Source organism: Kitasatospora sp. NPDC001539, from assembly GCF_040298565.1.
Classification (GTDB): Bacteria; Actinomycetota; Actinomycetes; order Streptomycetales; family Streptomycetaceae; genus Kitasatospora.
Map to the genome: position 1 here is coordinate 28063 of NZ_JBEPAK010000009.1, position 22921 is coordinate 50983.

The 22921-nt window shown below is 73.6% G+C and carries 25 protein-coding genes; 19 read left to right on the forward strand and 6 right to left on the reverse strand.

Annotated elements, in window-relative coordinates:
* Nucleotide 1: 1 nt before the first annotated feature.
* Nucleotides 2-1060 carry a LacI family DNA-binding transcriptional regulator gene (locus ABT247_RS03670; RefSeq protein ID WP_350737327.1) on the reverse strand — a complete coding sequence of 353 codons (1059 nt, stop codon included), beginning with the start codon at nt 1058-1060 and terminating at the stop codon, nt 2-4.
* A 112-nt stretch (nt 1061-1172) separates the two neighbouring features.
* Entirely contained in the window at nt 1173-1904 is a 732-nt protein-coding gene (locus ABT247_RS03675; RefSeq protein WP_350737330.1) for a response regulator transcription factor, read from the reverse strand.
* A gap of 733 nt (nt 1905-2637) precedes the next feature.
* On the opposite strand from ABT247_RS03675, the gene ABT247_RS03680 reads away from it, so the two are divergent.
* From ABT247_RS03680 to ABT247_RS03710, 7 genes are all read left to right on the forward strand, one after another.
* Nucleotides 2638-2931, forward strand: coding sequence for a MoaD/ThiS family protein (locus tag ABT247_RS03680; RefSeq protein ID WP_350737333.1), 294 nt, complete (start codon nt 2638-2640; stop codon nt 2929-2931).
* Nucleotides 2932-2936: 5 nt separating this feature from the next.
* Nucleotides 2937-4382, forward strand: coding sequence for a hypothetical protein (locus tag ABT247_RS03685; protein WP_350737335.1), 1446 nt, complete (start codon nt 2937-2939; stop codon nt 4380-4382).
* 99 nt (nt 4383-4481) lie between these two features.
* Nucleotides 4482-5204, forward strand: a complete 723-nt coding sequence (locus ABT247_RS03690) for an LmeA family phospholipid-binding protein (RefSeq protein WP_350737338.1) — start codon at nt 4482-4484, stop codon at nt 5202-5204.
* A 321-nt stretch (nt 5205-5525) separates the two neighbouring features.
* On the forward strand, nt 5526-5606 hold the full coding sequence (locus tag ABT247_RS03695; RefSeq protein WP_350517234.1) for an Ms5788A family Cys-rich leader peptide: 81 nt from the start codon (nt 5526-5528) through the stop codon (nt 5604-5606).
* Nucleotides 5607-5836: 230 nt separating this feature from the next.
* Nucleotides 5837-6673, forward strand: a complete 837-nt coding sequence (locus ABT247_RS03700) for a sulfurtransferase (protein ID WP_350737340.1) — start codon at nt 5837-5839, stop codon at nt 6671-6673.
* A 39-nt stretch (nt 6674-6712) separates the two neighbouring features.
* Nucleotides 6713-7003, forward strand: coding sequence for a DUF1416 domain-containing protein (locus ABT247_RS03705; RefSeq protein ID WP_030059605.1), 291 nt, complete (start codon nt 6713-6715; stop codon nt 7001-7003).
* 87 nt (nt 7004-7090) lie between these two features.
* A complete protein-coding gene (locus tag ABT247_RS03710) occupies nt 7091-7381 on the forward strand; it encodes a DUF3099 domain-containing protein (protein WP_350737343.1) in 291 nt (96 codons plus the stop codon).
* 37 nt (nt 7382-7418) lie between these two features.
* On the opposite strand, the gene ABT247_RS03715 is transcribed toward ABT247_RS03710, so the two are convergent.
* Nucleotides 7419-7781 carry a DsrE family protein gene (locus ABT247_RS03715; protein ID WP_350737346.1) on the reverse strand — a complete coding sequence of 121 codons (363 nt, stop codon included), beginning with the start codon at nt 7779-7781 and terminating at the stop codon, nt 7419-7421.
* Between the two features lie 350 nt (nt 7782-8131).
* Between ABT247_RS03715 and ABT247_RS03720 the strand changes: the two genes are divergently transcribed.
* The 3 genes from ABT247_RS03720 to ygfZ all read left to right on the forward strand — a co-directional run bounded on the left by ABT247_RS03720 (nt 8132) and on the right by ygfZ (nt 10263).
* The gene (locus ABT247_RS03720; RefSeq protein ID WP_350737348.1) at nt 8132-8716 is read left to right on the forward strand and encodes a heme-binding beta-barrel domain-containing protein; all 585 of its coding nucleotides are present in this window, start codon (nt 8132-8134) and stop codon (nt 8714-8716) included.
* A gap of 82 nt (nt 8717-8798) precedes the next feature.
* On the forward strand, nt 8799-9281 hold the full coding sequence (locus ABT247_RS03725; protein ID WP_350737351.1) for a Fur family transcriptional regulator: 483 nt from the start codon (nt 8799-8801) through the stop codon (nt 9279-9281).
* 19 nt (nt 9282-9300) lie between these two features.
* Nucleotides 9301-10263: a CAF17-like 4Fe-4S cluster assembly/insertion protein YgfZ gene (gene ygfZ, locus ABT247_RS03730; RefSeq protein WP_350737426.1), complete on the forward strand. Its 963-nt coding sequence runs from the start codon at nt 9301-9303 to the stop codon at nt 10261-10263.
* 80 nt (nt 10264-10343) lie between these two features.
* Here ygfZ and dtd read toward each other — a convergent pair whose 3' ends face one another.
* Nucleotides 10344-10784 carry a D-aminoacyl-tRNA deacylase gene (gene dtd, locus ABT247_RS03735; protein ID WP_350737353.1) on the reverse strand — a complete coding sequence of 147 codons (441 nt, stop codon included), beginning with the start codon at nt 10782-10784 and terminating at the stop codon, nt 10344-10346.
* 471 nt (nt 10785-11255) lie between these two features.
* On the opposite strand from dtd, the gene ABT247_RS03740 reads away from it, so the two are divergent.
* The 3 genes from ABT247_RS03740 (at nt 11256) to ABT247_RS03750 (ending at nt 13213) form a co-directional block, all read left to right on the forward strand.
* Complete coding sequence (locus ABT247_RS03740; protein ID WP_350737356.1) at nt 11256-11870, forward strand: RsiG family protein; 615 nt, start codon at nt 11256-11258, stop codon at nt 11868-11870.
* A 70-nt stretch (nt 11871-11940) separates the two neighbouring features.
* Nucleotides 11941-12900, forward strand: a complete 960-nt coding sequence (locus ABT247_RS03745) for an asparaginase (protein WP_350737359.1) — start codon at nt 11941-11943, stop codon at nt 12898-12900.
* A gap of 103 nt (nt 12901-13003) precedes the next feature.
* Entirely contained in the window at nt 13004-13213 is a 210-nt protein-coding gene (locus ABT247_RS03750; protein ID WP_224285507.1) for a dodecin, read from the forward strand.
* 135 nt (nt 13214-13348) lie between these two features.
* Here ABT247_RS03750 and ABT247_RS03755 read toward each other — a convergent pair whose 3' ends face one another.
* Nucleotides 13349-13840: an inorganic diphosphatase gene (locus tag ABT247_RS03755; RefSeq protein WP_030059594.1), complete on the reverse strand. Its 492-nt coding sequence runs from the start codon at nt 13838-13840 to the stop codon at nt 13349-13351.
* A 76-nt stretch (nt 13841-13916) separates the two neighbouring features.
* On the opposite strand from ABT247_RS03755, the gene dacB reads away from it, so the two are divergent.
* The 6 genes from dacB to folE all read left to right on the forward strand — a co-directional run bounded on the left by dacB (nt 13917) and on the right by folE (nt 22017).
* The gene (gene dacB / locus ABT247_RS03760; RefSeq protein ID WP_350737362.1) at nt 13917-15548 is read left to right on the forward strand and encodes a D-alanyl-D-alanine carboxypeptidase/D-alanyl-D-alanine endopeptidase; all 1632 of its coding nucleotides are present in this window, start codon (nt 13917-13919) and stop codon (nt 15546-15548) included.
* A gap of 261 nt (nt 15549-15809) precedes the next feature.
* Nucleotides 15810-16991: an Rv3626c family coenzyme F420 biosynthesis-associated protein gene (locus ABT247_RS03765; protein WP_350737365.1), complete on the forward strand. Its 1182-nt coding sequence runs from the start codon at nt 15810-15812 to the stop codon at nt 16989-16991.
* Nucleotides 16992-17257: 266 nt separating this feature from the next.
* Nucleotides 17258-18385 carry a tRNA lysidine(34) synthetase TilS gene (tilS, locus tag ABT247_RS03770; RefSeq protein ID WP_350737368.1) on the forward strand — a complete coding sequence of 376 codons (1128 nt, stop codon included), beginning with the start codon at nt 17258-17260 and terminating at the stop codon, nt 18383-18385.
* Between the two features lie 70 nt (nt 18386-18455).
* Nucleotides 18456-19010, forward strand: coding sequence for a hypoxanthine phosphoribosyltransferase (gene hpt / locus ABT247_RS03775; protein ID WP_030059589.1), 555 nt, complete (start codon nt 18456-18458; stop codon nt 19008-19010).
* A gap of 225 nt (nt 19011-19235) precedes the next feature.
* On the forward strand, nt 19236-21290 hold the full coding sequence (gene ftsH, locus ABT247_RS03780; RefSeq protein WP_350737371.1) for an ATP-dependent zinc metalloprotease FtsH: 2055 nt from the start codon (nt 19236-19238) through the stop codon (nt 21288-21290).
* A 121-nt stretch (nt 21291-21411) separates the two neighbouring features.
* On the forward strand, nt 21412-22017 hold the full coding sequence (gene folE / locus ABT247_RS03785; protein ID WP_350737374.1) for a GTP cyclohydrolase I FolE: 606 nt from the start codon (nt 21412-21414) through the stop codon (nt 22015-22017).
* 79 nt (nt 22018-22096) lie between these two features.
* On the opposite strand, the gene ABT247_RS03790 is transcribed toward folE, so the two are convergent.
* Nucleotides 22097-22885: a ferritin-like domain-containing protein gene (locus ABT247_RS03790; RefSeq protein WP_350737377.1), complete on the reverse strand. Its 789-nt coding sequence runs from the start codon at nt 22883-22885 to the stop codon at nt 22097-22099.
* Nucleotides 22886-22921: the final 36 nt, after the last annotated feature.

Genomic DNA, 22921 nt, shown 5'->3' on the forward strand with positions numbered 1-22921 from the left:
GCTATTCCGTCGGGGTGCGGCCGGGCGCCGCTCCGTCGCAGCCGCAGGAACGGCGGACGACCAGGCGGGACGGGAACTTGCGGACCCGCTCGGTGTCCGAGCCGGGGACCATCAGCGAGTCGTCCAGCACCAGGTCCACGGCGGCCCGGGCCATCGCGTCGCGGTCGGAGGCGACGGTGGTCAGCGGCGGGTCGGCGAGCGCCGCCTCGGGCACGTCGTCGAAGCCGGCCACCGCGAGGTCCTCGGGGACGCGCAGGCCGACCTCGCGGGCGGCCCGCAGCACGCCGATGGCCTGGTCGTCGGTGGAGCAGAAGATCGCCCTGGGCCGGTCGGGGGAGCTGAGCACGCCGAGCGCGACCTCGTAGGCGCCGTAGCGGTGGAAGGGCGCGTCGATCAGGTGCGGCTCGGTGGGGACGCCGTGCGCGTCCATGGCGCGCTGCCAGCCCTCGACGTGGTCGATGACCGGGTCGCCGGGGGCGGGGGAGTCGACCGGGCCGCCGAAGCAGGCCACGTACGGGTGGCCGTGCTCCTCCAGCAGGTGGCGGACGACGGCCTCGGCGCCGCCCACGTCGTCGGTGACCACGGCGACGTCGTCGATCGCCTCGGGGCGGCGGTGCAGCAGCACCACCTTCGCCCCCTCCATCGCGGCGAACTCCTCGGCGGCGCGCTGCGAGGGGCCCTGGCTGACCAGGATCAGGCCGGAGACCCGCATGCCGAGGAAGGCGCGGACGTAGTGGACCTCGCGGTCGTCCACGTAGTCGGAGTTGCCGATCAGCACGAGCTTGCCGCGCTCGGAGGCGGCCCGTTCCACGGCGTGCGCCATCTCGGCGAAGAAGGGCTGGCGGGCGTCGGGGACGACCATGCCGATCAGGTTGGTCCGGCGGGAGGCCATCGCCTGGGCGACGCTGTTCGGCCGGTAGCCGAGCTGCTCGATCGCCGCGAGGACCTTCTCCTTGGTCGCGGGCGCGACCGGGCGCGGCCCGTTGTTGATCACGTAGCTGACGACCGCGGTCGAGGTCCCAGCCAGTCGGGCTACATCGTCGCGCGTCACCTTGGCCACGGGGGGAGTCTACGCGTGTGGTCCCGGGGGCGGCAGTGCGACCTGGGGCCGCCCCGGGGCGCACCGGAGCAATCCGGACGAGCCGGGCGGGGACGGTCCGCCCGGCTCCGGGTCACGCCTCCAGCGGAGCGGAGGGGCGCTGGGCGAGGTCCGGACGCTCGCCCTTCTCGGCCTTCTCCGGGACGACGAAGCGGTAGCCGACGTTGCGCACGGTGCCGATCAGCTGCTCGTGCTCGACGCCGAGCTTGGCCCGCAGCCGCCGCACGTGGACGTCCACCGTCCGGGTGCCGCCGAAGTAGTCGTAGCCCCAGACCTCCTGGAGCAGCTGCGCCCGGGTGAAGACCCGGCCCGGGTGCTGGGCCAGGTACTTGAGCAGCTCGAACTCCTTGAAGGTGAGGTCGAGCGCCCGGCCCTTGAGCTTGGCGGAGTAGGTGGCCTCGTCGACCGAGAGGTCGCCGTTGCGGATCTCCATCGGGCTGTCGTCGACGGCGACCTGGAGCCGGCCGAGCGCGAGCCGCAGCCGGGCCTCGACCTCGGCGGGGCCCGCGGTGTCCAGCAGGACGTCGTCGATGCCCCATTCGGCGGTCACGGCGGCCAGGCCGCCCTCGGTGACCACCAGGATCAGCGGGCAGCCGATGCCGGTGGAGCGCAGCAACTGGCACAGGCTGCGGATCTGGGGCAGGTCACGCCGCCCGTCGACCAGGATGACGTCCGCACTGGGGGTGTCCACCAGTGCGGCCCCCTCGGCGGGGGCCACCCGGACGTTGTGGAGCAGCAGGCCGAGGGCCGGCAGCACTTCCGCTGAGGGTTGCAGCGCGTTGGTCAGGAGGAGGAGGGAGCTCATACCCGGTGGTCCCCTTTCCGGGTCGTCGTGGTCGCGGTGGGGCTGCCGCCACAGCCGGATGGCGCACGAACGGGGAGGTGTCGCGCGCTGCGCGTCCCGGCGGGGGCGGCGGTGGGCGACGTGAGGGTGAGGAGGGGAAGGACGACCGGCGCCTGGGGCGCACGGGAGGAGCGCAGGGCGGGACGGCGCTCGCGCCCGGGGTCCCGCAACCCCTGGCGCGCCGTCTGCGCTCCGCTCGTCCCGCTCATCCCGCGAACCCTCCGGTCTGGTCCGGTACCGGGTGGCGGCCCGGCGCCCGGTGTCGACACCCCACCGGCCGGGCACGTCCTCGTGCCGGTCGAGCGGGGGCTCCTGCGGCGCGCCGGGGGTGGGCCGACGAATCGCAAGAACGTCCGTACTGGCGTCCTGAAAGCACAAAAGGACCCGGGGGCGACTCTGCCCGGATCCCTCTTGGTCGTCGAGGATAGCCGACCCGCTCCCGCCCCGGGAGTGCGCGAATCCGGCGGTTCGCCCAATCCGGGCGCGCGCCGGGTGAGACCGGACACAACTTCGGGCGCCGTCGCGCACCCGTCCGGCCAGGGCGATTGCCGCTCGCGACGGCGGACACGCCATCATGGACGCACATCGGCGGCGCCGCGCGGGTCCATTCGTTCGGGTGGTCGGGCGGCCGCCCCGGTGGCGAACCGGACCGGGCCACCGGGGCCGGGCGAGGACGAACGGAAGGGGTGGCCCGATGGGCGCGACCACCGAGCCCGCGAGCGGCGCCCGGGTGCGCGGGACGATCCGCTACTGGGCGGCGGCGAAGTCCGAGGCCGGGCTGGCCGAGGAGCCGTACCAGGCGGCGAACCTGGCGGAGGCGCTGGCGGCGGCCAAGGAGCGGCACGCGGACCGGCCGAAGTTCGTCCAGTTGCTCGGGCACTGCTCGTACCTGGTCGACGGCTCCCAGGTGGGCGGCCGCGACCACGCGACCGTCGCCCTGACCGAGGGCGGGACGGTCGAGGTCCTCCCGCCGTTCGCGGGAGGGTGAGCGGCGTGACGGACATGAACGACCCGAACCGGCAGGACGGCGGCTACGGCACCTGGCCGCAGCAGCCGCACCCGCAGCAGCCGCACCCGTACCAGCCCCACCCGCAGCAGCATCAGCAGCAGTACGCGCAGCACTCCCCGCAGCACCCGTACGGCCATCCGGTGGACGACGACGCGGCCGCGACCACCCTGCTGCCGCCGGTGCCCGCGCTGGACGACGCGGCGGCCACCACGCTGCTGCCTCCGGTGCCGGCGCTGGACGACGCGGCCGCGACCACGCTGCTGCCGCCCGTCCCCCCGCCGGACGACGCGGCGGCCACCACGCTGCTGCCCCCGGTGACGGTCTCGGGCGCGATGCCGGTCGCCCCGCCGCCGCACCTCGGCCGGCCTGCAGCGCAGCCGCAGTTCCCGCCGCAGGCGCAGCCGCAGCACCAGCACCAGCACCACCCCCAGGCGCAGCCGCAGCCGCAGGCCTGGCAGGAGCCGCCGTCCCGGGCACGTCACCGGGCCCCGACGCCGCAGTCCGCGCCGCCGCAGTCCGCGCCGCAGCAGGCGGTGCCCGCTGGGCCCGCGGTTCCCGCCGGGCCCGCCCTCGACTCGCCGACCATGACGCTCAAGCGCCCGTCCGCCCCGCTGCCCGGCCAGGCGCCGGAGGCGCCCGGCGGGCCCGGTGCCCAGCCGTACCAGGGCCTGCCCGCGCAGCCGCTGCCGGCGGCGCCGCAGTCCGGTGCCCCCGGCGGCCGGACGGGTTCGCCGATCATCGACCCGGGCCTGCAGCCCGCCCTGATCACCGCCGGTGCGGCCGCGCTGCTGGCCGGCGGCGCCGCGCTGGGCCAGGTGGCGCTGGCCCTGGTGGTCGCGCTGCTGCAGCTGCTGACGGCGGCCGGCTGGTTCCGGCTGAACGGCATGTGGCCGGCCCGGCAGGGCATCCTGCTCGCCGCGCTGGCCGGGTTCACCGCCGATGCGGCCGTCCTGCTGGCGGACTCGGACGGCGGGGCGGCGGCCGTGGTGGGCACCCTGGGCGGGTTCTTCCTGCTGGTCCTGGTGTTGCAGACGTTCCGTCCGTCGGATCCGAAGGAGCGGTTCTACGCGCTGACCGTGCTCGGGTCGGCCACCGTGGTGACGGCGCTGTGCACGATGCTGCTGCTGGCCGACTGGGTGCCGGCCGGGGTCGGCGCCGTCGCGCTGGCCGTCCTGCTGGCGGCGGCGCCGCTGCCCGGCCCGAAGCAGCTGGGCCCGGTGCTGGGTCTGGTCGCGGCGGTCGTGCTGGGCCTGCTGGTGGGCGCGCCGCCGGCGCTGGGGGTGCTCGCCGGGCTGGGTGCGCTGGTCGGCCGGCGGGTCGCGGCGTACGACTTCCCGTCCCGCTTCGTCCACATGACGGCGGGCGTGGCGCTGCCGCTGGCGGTGTCCGCGCCGCTGATCTGGATCGCCACCGACCTGCTGGCCGGCTGAGCCCGGTACGTCACACCTGCCCGCCCCGGAACCACCTTCCGGGGCGGGACGTCGTACGGTCGTGCGGGACGACGGCGACCGGCGACGACGGGGAACACGATGCGCGGATGGTGGAAGGCGACGATCGGCCTGGCGGTGCTCTCCGGGCTGCTGGTGGGCGCGGACCGGATCGCCGTCGGCGTGGCCGAGGACGAGGCCGCCGACCGGCTGGTGAAGAGCGGCCAGATGAGCCGGCGGCCGGACGTGACGATCGAGGGCTTCCCGTTCCTCACCCAGGTGGTGACCAAGAAGCTGGACGACGTCCGGATCTCCTCGGACGGTCTGACCGTCCAGAACAACGGCCACCAGGTGGCGCTGCACTCCTTCAAGGCCAGGCTCTCCGGCGTCTCGGTGAGCGACAGCCTGAGCACCGCGACCGTGGACGACGGCACCGGAAGCGGCGTGATCTCGTACCAGGACCTCGCCCAGCTGCTGCCGCCGGCCTCCGAGCTGCTGGGCGGCGCCCCGCTGCCGGGCGGAGGCAGTTCCCGGCTGAGCCTGTCGTACGGCGGCCCGGGCAAGGTCAAGGCCTCGCTGGGGCCGGTCTCGGTCGGTGAGGCGACCGTGCACAACGAGGGCAACACCATCACCGTGGACGGCCTGAAGCTGAGCTCGCTGGCGGAGATGGTCGCCGGGCTCACCAACCGGAAGATCCAGCCGGCCGCTTTCACCCTGGACTCGATGCCCGCCGGGCTGGCGCTGGCCGCGAAGGACGGCGCGACGCCGTTGCCGGAGGGCCTCCAGCTGTCCTTCGAGGGCAAGGGCGTCAAGCTGCTGGGCTGACGCCGACCCGCGCCCCCTCCCGGAGCACCGGCCCGCGCCCCTCCCTGAGGGCCGGCCCGCGCCCTTCCCCGGACAGCGGCCCGCCCCTCCCCGGCCCGCCGCCGTCCCCCTTCCACCCTGCTCCCGTTCCGCTCTGCGAGACGCGCTGTCCAGCGTCGGCCCCGGAGCGGTGTCGTTTCCGTACGTTGTGCCCCGCCGCCGGGGGCTGCCCGCGGCCTCCGTCCCGCCCCTCTCGCGGCGAATCCCATCATCCGACCGTTTCGATCTCGGTATTCGATACGCTGATGACAGCAGGCCTCGGGTGTCCCTAGCATCGTCGGCATGAAGCGACAGACGGATCTCACGAAGCGGCGGGCGGTCGACCTGTGCCGCGTGGCCGCCTGTCTGTGTCGAATGCGCTGAATCGGCAGTCTGGCAGGGCAGTTGAGGCCCGCCGCCGATCTCCACGGTGACCTGCTCCGGCCGTCGCGGCCGAGGGTCGCCGCCGTACTCCGCAGTTCCCCGCCCGGTTGCCCGGTCTCCTCCCCCGTCCCGTCATTCGGACAGGAATTCGGACCGAACCCGTCCGGGCGCCCTGCAGCACCTCCTGAGCAGCACCTTCCGCAAACCGCCCTCGGATGGAGAACACCACCATGAGCCGAAGCGACGTCCTGGTCGACGCCGACTGGGTCCAGGCCCACCTGGACGACCCGAAGGTCGTCATCGTCGAGGTCGACGAGGACACCTCCGCGTACGACAAGAACCACATCCGCAACGCCGTCCGGATCGACTGGAAGCAGGACCTCCAGGACCCGGTCCGCCGCGACTTCATCGACCAGGCCGGCTTCGAGGCGCTGCTGAGCGCCAAGGGCATCGCCAACGACGACACCGTCGTGCTGTACGGCGGCAACAACAACTGGTTCGCCTCCTACGCCTACTGGTACTTCAAGCTCTACGGCCACGGCGACGTCCGCCTGCTGGACGGCGGCCGCAAGAAGTGGGAGCTGGACTCCCGCGACCTGGTCGCCGAGGTCCCGGTCCGCCCGGCCACCGAGTACAAGGCGCAGGCCGCCGACTCCTCGATCCGCGCCTTCCGCGACGACGTGATCGCCGCCATCGGCAACCTCAACCTGGTCGACGTCCGCTCGCCCGACGAGTTCTCCGGCAAGCTGCTCGCCCCGGCCCACCTCCCGCAGGAGCAGTCGCAGCGGCCCGGCCACGTGCCGAGCGCCCGCAACATCCCGTGGGCCAAGAACGCCAACGACGACGGCACCTTCAAGAGCGACGAGGAGCTCAAGGCCCTGTACGAGGCCGAGGGCATCGACCTCGCGAAGGACACCATCGCCTACTGCCGCATCGGCGAGCGCTCCGCGCTCACCTGGTTCGTGCTGCACGAGCTGCTCGGCCAGCAGAACGTCAAGAACTACGACGGTTCGTGGACCGAGTACGGCAGCCTGGTCGGCGTGCCGATCGAGCTCGGCAGCAACTGAGCCCCCGGCTCGAGCCGTAAGTCAGAAGGGAAGACAGACATGTGCGGTGCGAAGGCCGGCGGGCCGGACCTGGCAGGAGTTGACGTGGCGAACGAGACGATCATCCAGGGTTCGGTGACCCGCGACGGTGAGCCGGTCAACGGCTACGTCCGGCTGCTGGACGAGGGCGGTGAGTTCACGGCCGAGGTGCCCACCTCGGCGACCGGCCAGTTCCGGTTCTTCGCCCGCCCGGGCAAGTGGACCCTGCGCGCGCTGGTCCCGGGCCAGACCGTGGACCGTCAGGTGGTGGCCTCCCAGGGCACCGCCGTCGAGGTCGCGATCGCGGTCTGACCGGACCCGGACCGGACCCCGGTCCCGGACCGGACGATCACCCCGAGGGCCCTGCCGCGGCAGGGCCCTCGGCCGTACCGTGGAGAGGTGCAGACACGGCGCCGGCGGCACTTCTACTACGCCATGATGGGCGTGTGCCTGGGCCTGTTCGTGCTGGCCTGGGGCGTGGTGCGGTTCTTCTCGGTGGGCGCCGCGGTGGGCATGTGCGTGGTCGCGATGGTCATCCCGCCGGCCGCGGCGGTGTTCGCCAACAAGCGCGACCCGGACGACGACTGGTGGAACGACCCGCGCTGGGACGACCCGAAGTGGGACGATCCCGGTCACGACCGGGACCGCCCCGACGAAGAGCCGCACGATTCCCGGGGCGGAGGGCGGTAGCGCCTGCCACGGCCCCGCACCCCGCCCGGGCGGCGGTTCAGTACACCAGCGCCTGGACGTCGTTCGACATGATCTCGCTGACGAAGACCTGCGCGCCCGCGATCCGGACGCCCTCGACGGTGTCCTTCTGCTCGATCCCGCGCCGCGCGGCGCACTGGGTGCACAGCGTCACCGAGCCGGCCGCCAGGATCGACTCCAGCAGGTCCGGCAGCGGCGCCGCGTGCGGCAGTTCGAACTCCTTCGCCCTCCCCGGCAGGGCGAACCAGGAGGACTCCCCGGTCAGCCAGAGCGAGACCTCGATCCCGCTGGCGACGGCCACGGCCGCCACCGTGAAGGCCTGGGAGCACCGCTCCGGCGCATCCGCCCCGGCGGTGACCTTGATGACGAGCTTCTTCGACATGGCGCCACCTTAGAGGGCTCGTCGCCGCGGCCCGCCGTCATCCCGGAATCCCGTGGGGAAACCTTGGGCGGCGCCGGAGCGCGGGGGCGCGAAAGGCGACGTGGTGGGGCTCACCGCGACCGGCCCGGGCCCGGCGGATAGAGTGAGCGCCAGCAAAATCCACCACACTGTCGCCGCCTGGGAGCCCCCCGTGTCCGGTCTGGAAATGTTCTTCGACGGTCTGCTGGCCCTCATGGCCGTGCTGATCACCTGGTTCGCCATCTTCTCGGTGATGAAGCTGTACCAGGGCCAGCGCTGAGCCTGCCGTACGGTTGAGACAGACCGCACCGACCACGACAGCGACCAGGAACATGATCGAGATCCCCTCTGACCTCCACAAGGACGTCGTCCCGCTCGCCTTCCTCCTCGGCACCTGGGAGGGCGCGGGCGTCTATGACTTCCCCGGCACGGAGAAGTGCAACTTCGGCCAGGAGATCGTCATCCGCCACGACGGCCGGCCCTTCCTGGAGTTCCGTTCCCGCACCTGGGTGCTGAACGAGGAGGGCGAGAAGGTCCGTCCGCTGGAGAACGAGCACGCCTTCTGGCGCGTGACCAGCAACCACCACGGCACGAGCGGGGTCCGGGGGATCGAGATCTCCTCCCTCCGCGACGACGGCACCGTCGAGATCTGGTACGGCGAACTGGCCGACGGCAAGCCGCAGGTCGACGTGGCCACCGACGCGGTGGCCCGGATCGAGGGCTCCCCGGAGTACTCCGGCGGCAAGCGGCTGTACGGCTTCGTGAACGGCGAGCTGCTCTGGGTCGGCGAGAAGGCCGCCCCGAACGTGCCGCTGCGCCCGTACATGTCCGCCCAGCTGAGGAAGGTGCTCAGCCCGGCCCAGCTGATCAAGGACATCAACGACCTGCCGGACGACGGCATCGCCTTCTTCAAGTAAGGCCCGCGCACGAGGTAGGGACCGGCCCGCGGCCGGTCCCTACACTTGCATCAGGACCCCCGACCTTGGCAGGGACAGCACCGTGGCGGACACCGGCACCACCGACTGGCAGCTCTCCGGCGACTGGCACCTCTCCGACGACTGGAAGGCCGACCTGCGCGAGCGCGGCTACCGGCTGACGCCGCAGCGCCAGCTCGTGCTGGAGGCCGTCGACGTCCTCGACCACGCCACCCCCGACGACATCCTCAGCCACGTCCGCAAGACCGCCAGCGGCGTCAACATCTCCACCGTCTACCGGACCCTGGAGCTGCTGGAGGAACTGGGCCTGGTCTCGCACGCCCACCTCGGCCACGGCGCCCCGACCTACCACCTGGCCGGCCGCCACCACCACCTGCACCTGGTCTGCCGGGACTGCGAGAAGGTCACGGAGACCGGCACCGAGATCGCGCAGCCGCTGATCGACCGGCTGCGCGAGCAGCACGGCTTCGACACCGACCTCAAGCACTTCGCCATCTTCGGCCGCTGCGCCGACTGCGCCGCCGGGCACCGGGACGGCCGGTCGTAAGCTGGCCGGTATGACCGGTGTGAAGAGCCCGCTGCTTGCCCTGCCCGGAGCCGTCCCCGCCGAGGGGGCCGACGAGGGAGTCGCCGCCCACTACGGCGACATCTTCCGCGAGCAACGCAACCTCGCGCGGGGCACCGGCTTCGTGGACCTCTCGCACCGCGGGGTGGTCACCGTCACCGGCGACGACCGCCTCTCCTGGCTGCACCTGCTGCTCACCCAGCACGTCAGCGGGCTGCAGCCGCAGCACGCCACCGAGGCCCTGGTGCTCTCCCCGAACGGGCACGTCGAGCACGCCCTCTACCTGGTCGACGACGGCACCACCACCTGGGCGCACGTCGAGCCCGGCACCCAGGGCGCACTGGTCGCCTACCTGGAGAGCATGAAGTTCTTCTACCGGGTGGAGGTCGCCGACGCGACCGCCGACTACGCCGTGGTCCACCTGCCGGCCGGCTCCACCGCCTCGGTCGAGGGCGCCGCCGCGGTGCGCGAACTCCCGTACGGGCGCGACCTGTTCGTGCCGCGCGCCGAACTGGCCGGGCTCACCGAGAGGTACGGCCCGGCGGCCGGGGTGTGGGCGTACGAGGCGCTGCGGATCGAGGACCACCGGCCCCGGCTGGGCTTCGAGACCGACCACCGCACCATCCCGCACGAGGTCGACTGGCTGCGCACCGCCGTCCACCTGCAGAAGGGCTGCTACCGCGGCCAGGAGACCGTCGCCCGGGTGCACAACCTGGGCCGCCCGCCGCGCCGGCTGGTCTTCCTGCACCTGGACGGCACCGAGGAGACCCTGCCCCCGCACGGCACCGAGGTGCGGCTGGCGGCCGAGCCGGACGGGCGGGCGCTGGGCTTCGTGACCTCCTCGGCCCGGCACCACGAGCTGGGGCCGATCGCGCTGGCGATCGTCAAGCGGAACGTCCCGGTGGACGCGGTGCTGCTGGCCGGGACGGTCCCGGGCACCCAGGACGTGATCGTCCCGCAGTAGGCCGCGGGCCCGGGCCCTGGGCGCCGCCGCCCCGGACCGCTGGTCCCGGACCCGGGCCTCCGGGCCGCCGGGCCTCGGCCTCAGACCTCGACGAGGACGGTGAAGGGGCCGTCGTTGACCAGCGCCACCTGCATGTCGGCGCCGAACCGGCCCGTCTCCACCTTGGCGCCCAGCTCGCGCAGCCGGGCGACCACCTCGTCCACCAGGGGTTCGGCGACCGGGCCGGGGGCCGCGGCGTTCCAGGTGGGGCGGCGGCCCTTGCGGGCGTCGCCGTAGAGCGTGAACTGGCTGATCACCAGCAGCGGGGCCCCGAGGTCCGAGCAGCTCTGCTCGACGCCCGCGTCGTCGGGGGGCAGCAGTCGCAGCGTCCAGAGCTTGCGGGCGAGTTGGGCGGCCTTGGCGGGGGTGTCGTCGTGGGTGACGCCGACCAGGACGCACAGCCCGGGCCCCTCGATCGCGCCGACGGTCTCTCCGGCCACGGTCACCCTGGCCTCGGTCACTCGCTGCACCACTGCTCGCATGCCGCCATTGTGCCGGAGCCGCCGTACCGGTCCCGTCGTGGCCCGGGGGCGCACATCGGGGGCGCGCACACCGGTGGCGCGCGCCGTGAAGCGCGCGCCTGCGCAGGGTCGGGCGCCACTCTTCCTGCGGAAAGGACCGGTCATATCAGCCACCCCCGTTCGCCAGGGGGCCGTTCGGGTGCACGGTCGGTGCGCGCGCGCCGGGTGGGGTGGCACGCTGGGGACCGTACGAGGGCCCGGCGCGCCTGGAGGTCCGCCGCACCGGGCCGGGCTCGGCCGGGAGGTCGAGCCGGTAGGTCAGGCGTTCTGGCCGGGTCGCCCCGGCGGGTGGTTCCGGCCGGGGGGCGGAACCGTTCGGATCCTCCGGTCGTGCCAACGGACGGACGCGCGAGCCCGTCGGGGGACGGGCCGGGCCGGCGGCAGGGACGGAGTGCCGCGAGCGGGCGGGATCGACGACGGCAGGTGGGTTGCATGATGGACGCGAGCAGCGCGGCGGGGAACCGCCCCGGGCAGGTGGCGCAGGCCCCCGGGGCTCCCTCCTGGGCGGCCGGCCCGGACGGCGAGCCCGATCTGGAGCGGCTGGGCCTGGACCAGCTGCGCCTGCTGCGCCGGGAGACCCTGGCGCAGGAGGCCGACCTGTCCTACCTGCGGCGGCTGCTGCACGGCCGGATGGACATCCTGCGCGCCGAGCTCGACCGGCGCCCCGGCGGCAACCCCGCCCGCGCCGCCCGGCCGGCGGGCGACGGCGGCGGCGAGCTGCTGGACCGGCTGCCCGCGATCCTGGCCGACGCGCCCTCCACCGTGCGGCGCTCGGCCCGGCACGTCACCCTGGGGCCGCCGCGCACCCAGGAGTCGCAGCTGGAGGCGGACGCCCTGATGGGCGACGTCCAGCTCGCCGACCTGGCCGCGCACCCCGCCGAGGAGCTGCTGGCCGCGCTGGAACGGCTGCGCGCGCACGAGCGCGAGGTCTCCGGACGGCGCCGGCGCCTGCTGCGGACGGCCGACGGTTGCAGTGCCGAGATCACCCGCAGGTACCGTGATGGGGAAGCACGGGTCGACGACCTGCTCTCCGAGAGGCCGCTCTGACCGGGTGAGTCGTCGCGGGCGGGGGGGCCCGGCTTCCTCCCGGTCCACCCCCGCCCCCGGAAGGCTCCCGATGTCGCAGTCCGCCAACCCGCCCGTGCTCGCCGAGGTCGTCCGCTCGGGCTTCACCGAGGGCCGCCACCACGGCTCCCTCGTCCTGCTCGCCGCCGACGGTTCGGTGGAGTTCGCGCTGGGCGACCCCGACGCGCCGGTCTTCCCCCGCTCGACGGCCAAGCCGTTCCAGGCGGTGGCCACCCTGCGGGCCGGGCTGGCGATCGAGGGCGAGCTGCTGGCGCTGGCGGCCTCCAGCCACTCCGCAGAATCGTTTCACCTCGAAGGGGTCCGGGCGATCCTGGGCGCGGCCGGACTCGACGAGTCCGCCCTGCGCACCCCGGCCGACCTGCCGCTCGACGAGACCGAGGCGGAGCTGCTGCTCGGCGCGGGCGGTGGGCGCGCCCCGATCCTGATGGACTGCTCCGGCAAGCACGCCGGCTGGCTGGCCGCCTGCGTCGCCAACGGCTGGGACACCGCGGGCTACCTCGACCCGGCCCACCCGATCCAGCGGCTGGCCCGCGAGGCGCTGGAGGAGGCCACCGGCGAGACCCCCGCGCACGCCGGGGTGGACGGCTGCGGCGCCCCGCTGCTGGCCGTCACGCTGACCGGCCTGGCCCGCGGCTACCGCGGTCTGGTGCTGGCCGCCGAGGGCACCGTCCAGCGCCGCGTCGCCGACGCGATGCGCGCCCACCCCGAGTACGTGGCCGGCACCCGCCGGGCCGACACCTGGCTGATGCGGGCCGTCCCCGGCGCGCTCTCCAAGATGGGCGCGGAGGCCGTCCAGGTCGTCGCCCTGCCGGACGGCCGGGCGCTCGCCTTCAAGATCGACGACGGTGCCGAGCGGGCCCGCGGCCCGGTCCTGGCGGCCGCGCTGCGCCGGCTGGGCCTGACCGGCGCGCAGGAGACCGTCGAGCGGATAAGCGCGGCCCCGCTGCTCGGCGGCGGCGTCCCGGTCGGCGAGGTGCGGGCGGCGTTCTGAGGCGTGCCTCCGGGCGGCCCCCGGCGGACGCCGCCGGGGTGCGGGCGGACCCGGGCCGGTGCACGGTGGACCGGGGGCCGTCGCACAGCTGAGGGAGTCCGCCATGACCGACCACGTGTACCGGGTGACCGAGATCGTCGGGTCCTCGACCGAGAGCGTCGACGCCGCGATCCGCAACGGGGTGGAGCGGGCCTCCCGGACGTTGCGCAACCTCGACTGGTTCGAGGTGTCGCAGGTCCGGGGCCACCTGGAGGACGGCCGGATCAAGCACTACCAGGTGTGCATGAAGGTCGGGTTCCGGCTGGAGGACTGAGCCCCCGGAAAGCCCACCGGCCGTCCTCGGACACGACAGGGGCCGGGGCACGCGGATTCCCTCCGCGCGCCCCGGCCCCTGGCTGTCCCGACCCCGCCCCGAACCGTCCTGGTCGAGCCGGACCGGAACGACGGCTCAGTGGCCGCCCTGCTCCGCGAGGCGCTTGATCGAAGCGGTGACCTCAGCCTCGGCCTCGGCACGGCCGACCCAGTTGGCGCCCTCGACGGACTTGCCGGGCTCCAGGTCCTTGTAGACCTCGAAGAAGTGCTGGATCTCCAGGCGGTCGAACTCCGACACGTGGTGGATGTCGCGCAGGTGCTCCCAGCGCGGGTCCGTCGCCGGGACGCAGAGCAGCTTGTCGTCGCCGCCGGCCTCGTCGGTCATGTGGAACATGCCGATGGCACGGCACTTGATCAGGCAGCCCGGGAAGGTCGGCTCGTCCAGGATGACCAGGGCGTCCAGCGGGTCGCCGTCCTCGCCGAGCGTGCCCTCGACGTAGCCGTAGTCGGCCGGGTAGCGGGTCGAGGTGAAGAGCATCCGGTCGAGCCGCAGACGGCCGGTCTCGTGGTCGACCTCGTACTTGTTACGCGAGCCCTTCGGGATTTCGATAAGGACGTCGAACTCCAACGCTTCCTCCAAGGTAGGGACTGACAGAATCCAAGTGTCTCCTACGGGAGCGAGTGCTCAGGAAAGGGGCCGGTCGGTGCGAGCTGGGGTGGGGGCGGCAGGCCGTCGCAGGGGGACGGCCGCGGGACTGGCCGGAGCGGCACTGCTGGTCGCCGGGGCCGTGCTGACCCCGGGCGGTGCGTACGCGCAGCCCTCGCCGGCGCCCGGCCACAGCGCGGGGCGGGGCGAGGACGACGACGGCCAGGGGGGTCGCAGGGGCGACCACGGGAAGGCCGGGCCCCGGACCGGCGAGAGCCCGAGCGCCGGACCGGCCCGGCGGGCCGAACCGCCCGCCGGCTCCGCACCCGCCGGCTCCGCACCCGCCGGCTCCGCACCCGCCGGCTCCGCGCCCGCCGACGGCGGCAGTGCGCCGGTCGCCCGCCCGGTGCCCCCGGCGGGTGCCGTCCTGGCCGCCGCGGAGGACGGGCCGCAGGCCGCCGCCCCCACCGCCCAGGGCCTGCAGCAGGCGCTCGGTCCCGCCCTCGCGGACCGGAGCCTCGGCACCGTGACGATCGCCGTCGCGGACGCCGCCGACGGCCGCCTCCTCTACGGCTCGGGGGAGAACACCCCGGCCACCCCGGCCTCCACCACCAAGCTCGCCACCGCGGTCGCCGCGCTGTCCCTCCTGCCCGCGGACACCCGGCTCGCCACCCGGGTGGTCCGCGGCTCGACCCCGGGCACCGTCACCCTGGTCGGCGGCGGGGACCCGACGCTCACCGCGCTGCCCGCCGACCAGGTGCAGATCGGCGGACAGCCCGTCGACGCCGACACCGCCCCCGCCTCCCTGGAGGCGCTCGCCCGGCAGACCGCCACCGCCCTCAAGGCGGCCGGCACCACCACGGTCCAGCTGGACTACGACCTGTCGATGTACACGGGCAGCCCGCAGCACCGGAACCACGACGCGCAGAACATCGCGCTGGTCGTCCCGCTGATGGTGGACGAGGCCAAGGCCGACCCGAGGAGCCGGGAGGAGGCCCCGAACCGCGTCGCCGACCCGGCCGGCGCGGCCGCCGACGCCTTCGCCGCGATGCTCGCCGCCCAGGGCGTCACCGTCGAGGGCAAGGCCAGGCCCGCCACCGCCCCGGCGGCCGCCGACGCCCCCGTCCTCGGCAAGGTCGAGTCGCCGACCCTCGCCCGGCTGGTGGAGCGGCTGCTGACCACCTCGGACAACCAGCTCGCCGAGGCGATCGCCCGTCAGGTCGCGCTGGCCGCCCACCAGCCGGCCGGCTTCGAGGGCGCGGCGACCGCCGTCACCCGGCAGCTCGCCGCACTGGGCGTCCCGATGACCGGCGTGGTCCTCGACGACGGCAGCGGCCTGCACCCGGACGACCGGATCCCGCCCGCCGTCCTGGTCCGACTCCTCGCCCTGGCCGCCTCCGACCAGCACCCCGAGTTGCGCCCGGTCCTCACCGGCCTCCCGGTCGCCGGGTTCAGCGGCACCCTCGACAGGCGCTACGGCACCGGCTCCGGCGCCGCCGACGCGGCCGGGCTGATCCGCGCCAAGACCGGAACCCTCAGCGGCGTCAACACCCTGGCCGGCACTGTCGTGGACGCCGACGGCCGCCTCCTCCTCTTCGCCGTGATGACCCGCACCTCCGCCTCCGCCGACACCGCCCGCGCCGCCATGGACCGCATCGCCGCCCGCCTCGCCGCCTGCGGCTGCCACTGACCCGCCCGCGCCGGGGCGACCGTCCGGACCGGCCGCGCGACGCCGACCGCGCCCCGCCCCCGCCGGGCCGGCGGCCCGGGTTCGGCGGCCGGGTTCGGGGGCCGTGCGGGCGGGCAGGAGGGGTGGAGGGCGGGTGTCCGGGCCGTCGTTCGTACCCGTGGGCCGGTGCTTCCGGGCGGTGGTCGCGGATCCGGGGCCGGTGGCCGAGGTGTTGCCGGCAGGTGGCTGCCGTTGGTGGTGATGAGCACGTACGGTGAGGGCATGACGAGCGCGAGTGGCGGGGCTGACATGGTCGACTGGAATCTCGCGGTCGCTACCGCGACGAGGCTGGTGCGGCCGGGGCCGGAGGTGAGCCGGGCGGAGGCGGCGGCGGTGGTCGCCGAGCTGCGCCGGCACGCCCTGGAGGCGGAGGAGCACGTGCGGGCGTTCACCGGGATGCGGTCGAGCAGCCTGGCCGCGGCCGCCGCGACCCCCGTGCTGGTGGTGGACCGCCCCGGGTGGGTGCGGGCGAACGTGGCGGGCTTCCGGACGGTCGTCCAGCCGCTGGTGGAGAAGCTGCAGGCGCGGCGGGCGAACAGCGCGGCGGCGGGCGTGTTCGGTGCGGTGGGGGAGAAGGCCACCGGGATCGAGGTCGGGGCGCTGCTGGCGTTCCTGGCGACCAAGGTGCTGGGCCAGTACGAGACCTTCGCGCCGGCCGAGCCCTCGCTGGAGGCCCCGGACAGCCCGGCGGCGCTGTTCGACAAGCCGCGGCTGGGCCCGGAGGGCCCCGGTCCTGGCCGGCTGCTGCTGGTGGCGCCGAACATCGTCCACGTCGAGCGCGAACTGGACGTGGACCCGTCCGACTTCCGGCTCTGGGTGTGTCTGCACGAGGAGACGCACCGGACGCAGTTCACGGCGGTGCCCTGGCTGCGCGACCACATCCAGTCCGAGGTGCAGGCCTTCCTGGCCGAGACGGACGTCGACCCGGGCGCCCTGCTGGACCGGCTGCGCGAGGCGGCGGGTTCGCTCGGCGGGGCCCTGCCCGGGGCGGGCGGCCGGGAGGGCCGGGACGGCGCCTCGGCGAACCTGCTGGAGATCGTCCAGTCGCCCGCGCAGCGGGAGATCCTGGGGCGCCTGACGGCGGTGATGTCGCTGCTGGAGGGCCACGCGGACGTCGTGATGGACGGGGTCGGGCCGGCCGTGGTGCCGACGGTCGCGGAGATCCGGGAGAAGTTCCAGCAGCGCCGCGACCGGGGGGCGAACCGGCTGGACCTGATGCTGCGCCGGCTGCTGGGCATGGACGCCAAGCTGCGGCAGTACCAGGACGGCGCGGTGTTCGTCCGCGCGGTGGTGGAGCAGGTGGGCATGGAGGGGTTCAACCGGGTGTGGACCTCCCCGAACACCCTGCCGACCAAGGACGAGATCCACGACCCGGCGGCCTGGGTCGCCCGGGTCGCCCGCTGAGGAAGCCGACGAGGCGGGACCGCCGCTGGTCCGTGGCGGTCAAACCCGCTCGTACGAGTGGTCCAATCGGGCAGGCGGTGGGTGAAGATACGTTTCTCCATTCACCCGAACGTGGGACGGTGGTCGTACCGATGGCGCGGGTGGCGTAGCGGGTCGCCGCTTTCTGCCACCATCTGTGAGCGCCCGGTAACGCGGCGCTCATGTCGGCGCGCGGCCCCGGCCGCGCCCGCCGCAGTCCTGTCCCCTCCGCCGAGGAGTCGTCCGCCGTGGGCCCTCACCCCGCCGTAGCCGCGATACGCCTGGCCGTCCGCCGTACGCTCACCGACCTCGCCGCCGAGGCCGGTACCACCTTCACCGCGCCCGTGCGCGAGCCCCGCGAACGCCCGGCCGGTGCGCCGCTGGTGGGCGCCGCCGTCGGCACCACCCTGATCGGCAACGCCGCCCGTCACCCCTCCGGTCTGCCCCGCACCCCGGCCGCCCCCGGCTCGCCGCTGGTGCTGGTCGCGGTCAGCGGCGGCGCCGACTCGATGGCGCTGGCCATCGCCGCCGCCTTCGAAGCCCCCAAGATCGGCCTGCGGGTCGGCGCCGTCACCGTCGACCACGGCCTGCAGCCCGGCTCCGCCGACCGCGCCGCCCAGGTCGCCGAGCGGCTGCGGTCGCTCGGCCTGGACCCGGTCGAGGCGATCCCGGTGCAGGTCGGCCGCGACGGCGGGCCGGAGGCGGCCGCGCGGGACGCCCGCTACGCCGCCCTCGACGAGGCGGCCGAGCGCCACGGCGCGATCGCGGTGCTGCTCGGCCACACCCGGGACGACCAGGCCGAGACCGTCCTGCTGGGCCTCGCCCGCGGGTCGGGCGCCCGCTCGCTGGCCGGCATGCCGGCCCAGAAGGGCCGCTACCGCCGGCCGCTGCTGGAGCTGGACCGGGCGGCCACCCGGCAGGCCTGCTCCGCCCAGGCGATCCCGGTCTGGGACGACCCGCACAACTGTGATCCCGCCTACACCCGCTCGAGGGTGCGCCACGAGGTGCTGCCGGTGCTGGAGAAGCACCTGGGCGGCGGCGTGGTGGAGGCGCTGGCCCGCACCGCCCGGCTGTTCCGCGACGACGCCGACGCCCTCGACCAGTGGGCCTCCCTGGCCGAACGCGACCTCCGGACGGGCGAAGGCACCCTGGACGCCGTGAAGCTGGCCGAACTGCCGTCGGCCGTCCGGCGCCGGGTGCTGCGCCGGGCCGCGCTGCGCGCGGGCTGTCCGGCCGGGGACCTGTTCGCCCGGCACCTGGAGACGGTGGACCTGCTGGTCACCGGATGGCGGGGTCAGGGGCCGCTGCACCTACCCGGGGGAGTCGAGGCCACCCGCCGGTGTGGCACGCTGGTCTTTCGGCGGCAGGGCGACTGAGGGCGAGGCACGTCCCGGGGGAGCCGGCCGCCGGCCACACAGACCCCGAACGTTTGAGGACGTATCCCCGGTGGACCAGAACGACATGGGCGCTGACCTCGCAAAGGTGCTCATCAGCAAGGACGAGATCGACGCCAAGCTCCTGGAGCTGGCCGAGCGGATCGACCGGGACTACGCAGGCAAGGACCTGCTGATCGTCGGCGTCCTCAAGGGGGCCGTGATGGTCATGGCCGACCTCGCCCGCGCCCTGCACTCGCAGGTCACCATGGACTGGATGGCGGTCTCCTCGTACGGCATGGGCACCAAGTCCTCGGGCGTGGTGCGCATCCTGAAGGACCTGGACACCGACATCGCGGGCCGCGACGTCCTGATCGTCGAGGACATCATCGACTCCGGTCTGACGCTGTCCTGGCTGCTGGGCAACCTGGGGTCGCGCGGCCCGGCCTCGCTCGAGGTCTGCACCCTGCTGCGCAAGCCGGACGCCGCCAAGGTCGAGATCGACGTGAAGTACGTCGGCTTCGACATCCCGAACGAGTTCGTGGTCGGCTACGGGCTGGACTACGCGGAGAAGCTGCGTAACCTCCCCTTCATCGGGACCCTCGCCCCGCACGTCTACGGCGGCTGAGGCCCGTTCGGGCTACGGGCGGGAACAGTAGGTGGTTCCCGCCCGTTGGACCGGGGGGACAAAGAACGACGGCCGTGTCGCCGCGCTCCCGCCATGGGCGGGTCCGACTGCGGTACGGTCCAATAAACCGCTCTTCACATGAGCACCGACCCGGATGCGCCGAGGCCCCCCGCCTCCCGGCGCCGTTGAGTGGCAGGAGGGACGGGGCGGCAACGCCCCGCATGGATGGACGTCAAGCGATACTTCCGTGCGCCGATCATGTGGATCGTGCTGGCCGTCCTCGCCGTCATCGTACTGATGCAGGTCGTTTCGGACTCGAACGGCTACAAGACGGTGGACACCGGTCAGGTGGTCGCGGCGATCGACGCGCACAACGTCAAGTCGGCGCAGATCACCACCGGTGACTCGAACACGATCAAGATCCAGCTGAAGGACGGCGCCACGCTGTCCGCGGCCGGTACGGGCAAGGCCCCGTCCGGCACCAAGTTCCAGGCCTCGTACATCGGCGACCAGGGTGTCGCGATCGCCGACAAGCTCCAGGCCCAGATCAACGACAAGGACTCGAACACGCTCGCCGAGGGCTACACCGTCAGCCCGGAGAAGCAGAGCACCTTCGTCAGCCTGCTGCTGTCGATGCTGCCGATCGTGATCATCGTCCTGGTCTTCCTGTTCCTGATGAACCAGATGCAGGGCGGCGGCTCGCGCGTCATGCAGTTCGGCAAGTCCAAGGCCAAGCTGCTCACCAAGGACACCCCGAAGACCACCTTCGCCGACGTCGCGGGCGCCGACGAGGCGGTCGAGGAGCTCCACGAGATCAAGGAGTTCCTGCAGGAGCCGGCCAAGTTCCAGGCCGTCGGCGCCAAGATCCCCAAGGGCGTGCTGCTCTACGGCCCGCCCGGGACCGGCAAGACCCTGCTGGCGCGTGCCGTCGCGGGCGAGGCCGGGGTGCCGTTCTACTCGATCTCCGGCTCCGACTTCGTCGAGATGTTCGTCGGTGTCGGTGCCAGCCGGGTCCGCGACCTGTTCGAGCAGGCCAAGGCGAACGCCCCGGCGATCGTCTTCGTCGACGAGATCGACGCCGTCGGCCGGCACCGCGGCGCGGGCCTCGGCGGTGGCCACGACGAGCGCGAGCAGACCCTCAACCAGCTGCTGGTCGAGATGGACGGCTTCGACGTCAAGGGCGGCGTGATCCTGATCGCGGCGACCAACCGGCCCGACATCCTGGACCCGGCGCTGCTGCGCCCGGGCCGCTTCGACCGCCAGATCGCGGTGGAGCGCCCGGACCTCCAGGGCCGCCTGGACATCCTCAAGGTGCACCAGAAGGGCAAGCCGATCGCGCCCGACGTCGACCTGTCGGCCGTCGCCAAGCGCACCCCCGGCTTCACCGGCGCCGACCTCTCGAACGTGCTCAACGAGGCCGCGCTGCTGACCGCCCGCTCGGACAAGAAGCTGATCGACAACGGCATCCTGGACGAGGCGATCGACCGCGTCGTGGCCGGTCCGCAGAAGCGCACGCGGATCATGTCCGACAAGGAGAAGAAGATCACCGCGTACCACGAGGGCGGTCACGCCCTGGTCGCGGCGGCCTGCCAGTACAGCGACCCGGTGCACAAGATCACCATCCTGTCCCGCGGCCGGGCCCTCGGCTACACCATGGTGCTGCCGGACGAGGACAAGTACTCCACCACCCGCAACGAGATGCTCGACCAGCTGGCGTACATGCTGGGCGGGCGCGCGGCGGAGGAGCTGGTCTTCCACGACCCGACCACCGGCGCCTCGAACGACATCGAGAAGGCCACCGCCACCGCGCGGGCCATGGTCACCCAGTACGGCATGACCGAGCGCCTGGGTGCGATCAAGTTCGGCACCGACAACTCGGAGCCGTTCCTGGGCCGCGAGATGGGTCACCAGCGCGACTACTCGGAAGAGGTCGCCGCGCTGGTCGACGAAGAGGTGAAGAAGCTCATCGAGAGCGCGCACAACGAGGCCTGGGAGATCCTGGTCGAGAACCGCGACGTGCTCGACAACCTGGTTCTGGAACTCCTGGAGAAGGAGACCCTGAACAAGGAGCAGATCGCCGAGATCTTCGCCCCCGTGGTCAAGCGCCCGGCCCGGCCGGCCTGGACGGGTTCCACCCGTCGCACGCCGTCCACCCGGCCGCCGGTCCAGTCGCCGAAGGAGCTGGCGCTCACCAACGGCGCCGCCGCGACCGACACCGCTCCGGTGGACGTCGTGAAGCTCCCGCCGCTGCCGGCCGCCGAGCCGCCGACCGAGGGCTGACCGCCCGGAGCCGGGCCCGGTTCCCCGGGGGAATGGATGCCGCGTCACCAGGGTTTGTACCCTGGAGGCGCGGCATCCGTGCTGTTCAGCCAGAGTCTTCCCACACGTAAGCGAGGCCCGCATGATCGACCCGGTGACGCTCGACGGCCCTGTCGCCGTCGGCACCTTCGACCAGAAGCGGGCCGAGAACGCCATCCGCGAGCTGCTGCTCGCCGTGGGGGAGGACCCGGACCGCGAGGGCCTGCTGGAGACCCCGGCCCGGGTGGCGCGGGCCTACAAGGAGATATTCGCGGGCCTGTGGCAGGAGCCCGAGGACGTCCTGACCACCACCTTCGACCTCGGCCACGACGAGATGGTGCTGGTCAAGGACATCGAGCTGACCTCGGTCTGCGAGCACCACCTGGTGCCGTTCCGCGGGGTGGCGCACGTCGGGTACATCCCGTCCGCCAGCGGCAAGATCACCGGCCTGTCCAAGCTGGCCCGGCTGGTCGACGTCTACGCCCGCCGCCCGCAGGTGCAGGAGCGGCTGACCAGCCAGGTCGCCGACGCGCTGATGCGGATCCTGGAGCCGCGCGGGGCGATCGTCGTGGTCGAGTGCGAACACATGTGCATGTCGATGCGCGGCATCCGCAAGCCCGGCGCCAAGACCATCACCTCCTGCGTGCGCGGCCAGCTGCGCGACCCGGCGAGCCGGGCCGAGGCGATGAGCCTGATCATCGGCCGGTAGCCGGTAGCCGGTAGCCGGTAGCCGGTAGCCGGTAGCCGGTAGCCGGGCGGCCCGTGGGCGCGGCCGCCGGTGCGGCGGCTCAGAGCACCTCGTGCTCCGCGTGCGGCGGGGCCGGGGTGCCCAGCGCGTTGCGGCGCTCGGGCATCCGCAGGGTGACCATCCGGCGCCAGCCGAGGACGCGGTCGTACAGGTACAGCGCGTGCACCCCCAGGGTGACCAGGGCGAGCTGCCAGCGCGGCCAGCCCAGGATCCGCGCCATCCGGGCGGTGACCGCGAGACCGACGTCCCGGTGGGTGCGGATCTCGCCCCGGGCGGTGGCCTCCAGGGTGTGCCGGATGTACGGGCCGTGGCCCGCGTCCTTCAGCCGCAGCAGCTCCTCGTGGCAGTATGCGAGGTGGTTGTCCTCGTCGGCGGAGATCATCCGCATCGCCCGGCCGAGGTCCGGGTTGTCCCCGTACACCTTGACCAGCTGGCGCATCTGCTCGGCGGCGCGCTGCTCGGTGACCCGGCTGTGCGCGAGGTAGACGATGATCTCCCGGTCGCTCAGCGGGACGTCGCTCTTCAGCCGCTCGTGGGAGAGGCCGACGCCCTGGCGCTCCAGCAGCATGCAGTAGTCGGCCTCCTCAGGGACGGGCACCTTGGGCAGGCCGCGCTTGTTCAGCAGCTGGGCGAAGATCCGGCCGTGCTTGCGTTCGTCCGCGCCGTGCCGGGCGACCTTCGGCGCGAGGACCGGGTCCTGGGTGAGGGCGGTGATCCGCTCGTTCTCCCACCCGCCCTGGTCCTCGCCGCCGGCCGCGATGCTGCAGAACAGCTGGTACGCCTGGTCGTTCCGGTAGATCTCGTCGAAGAGCGAGCGGGTGCTCAGCACGGCGCCTCCTGCGCGCATCCGGGGCGGCGCCCGCCG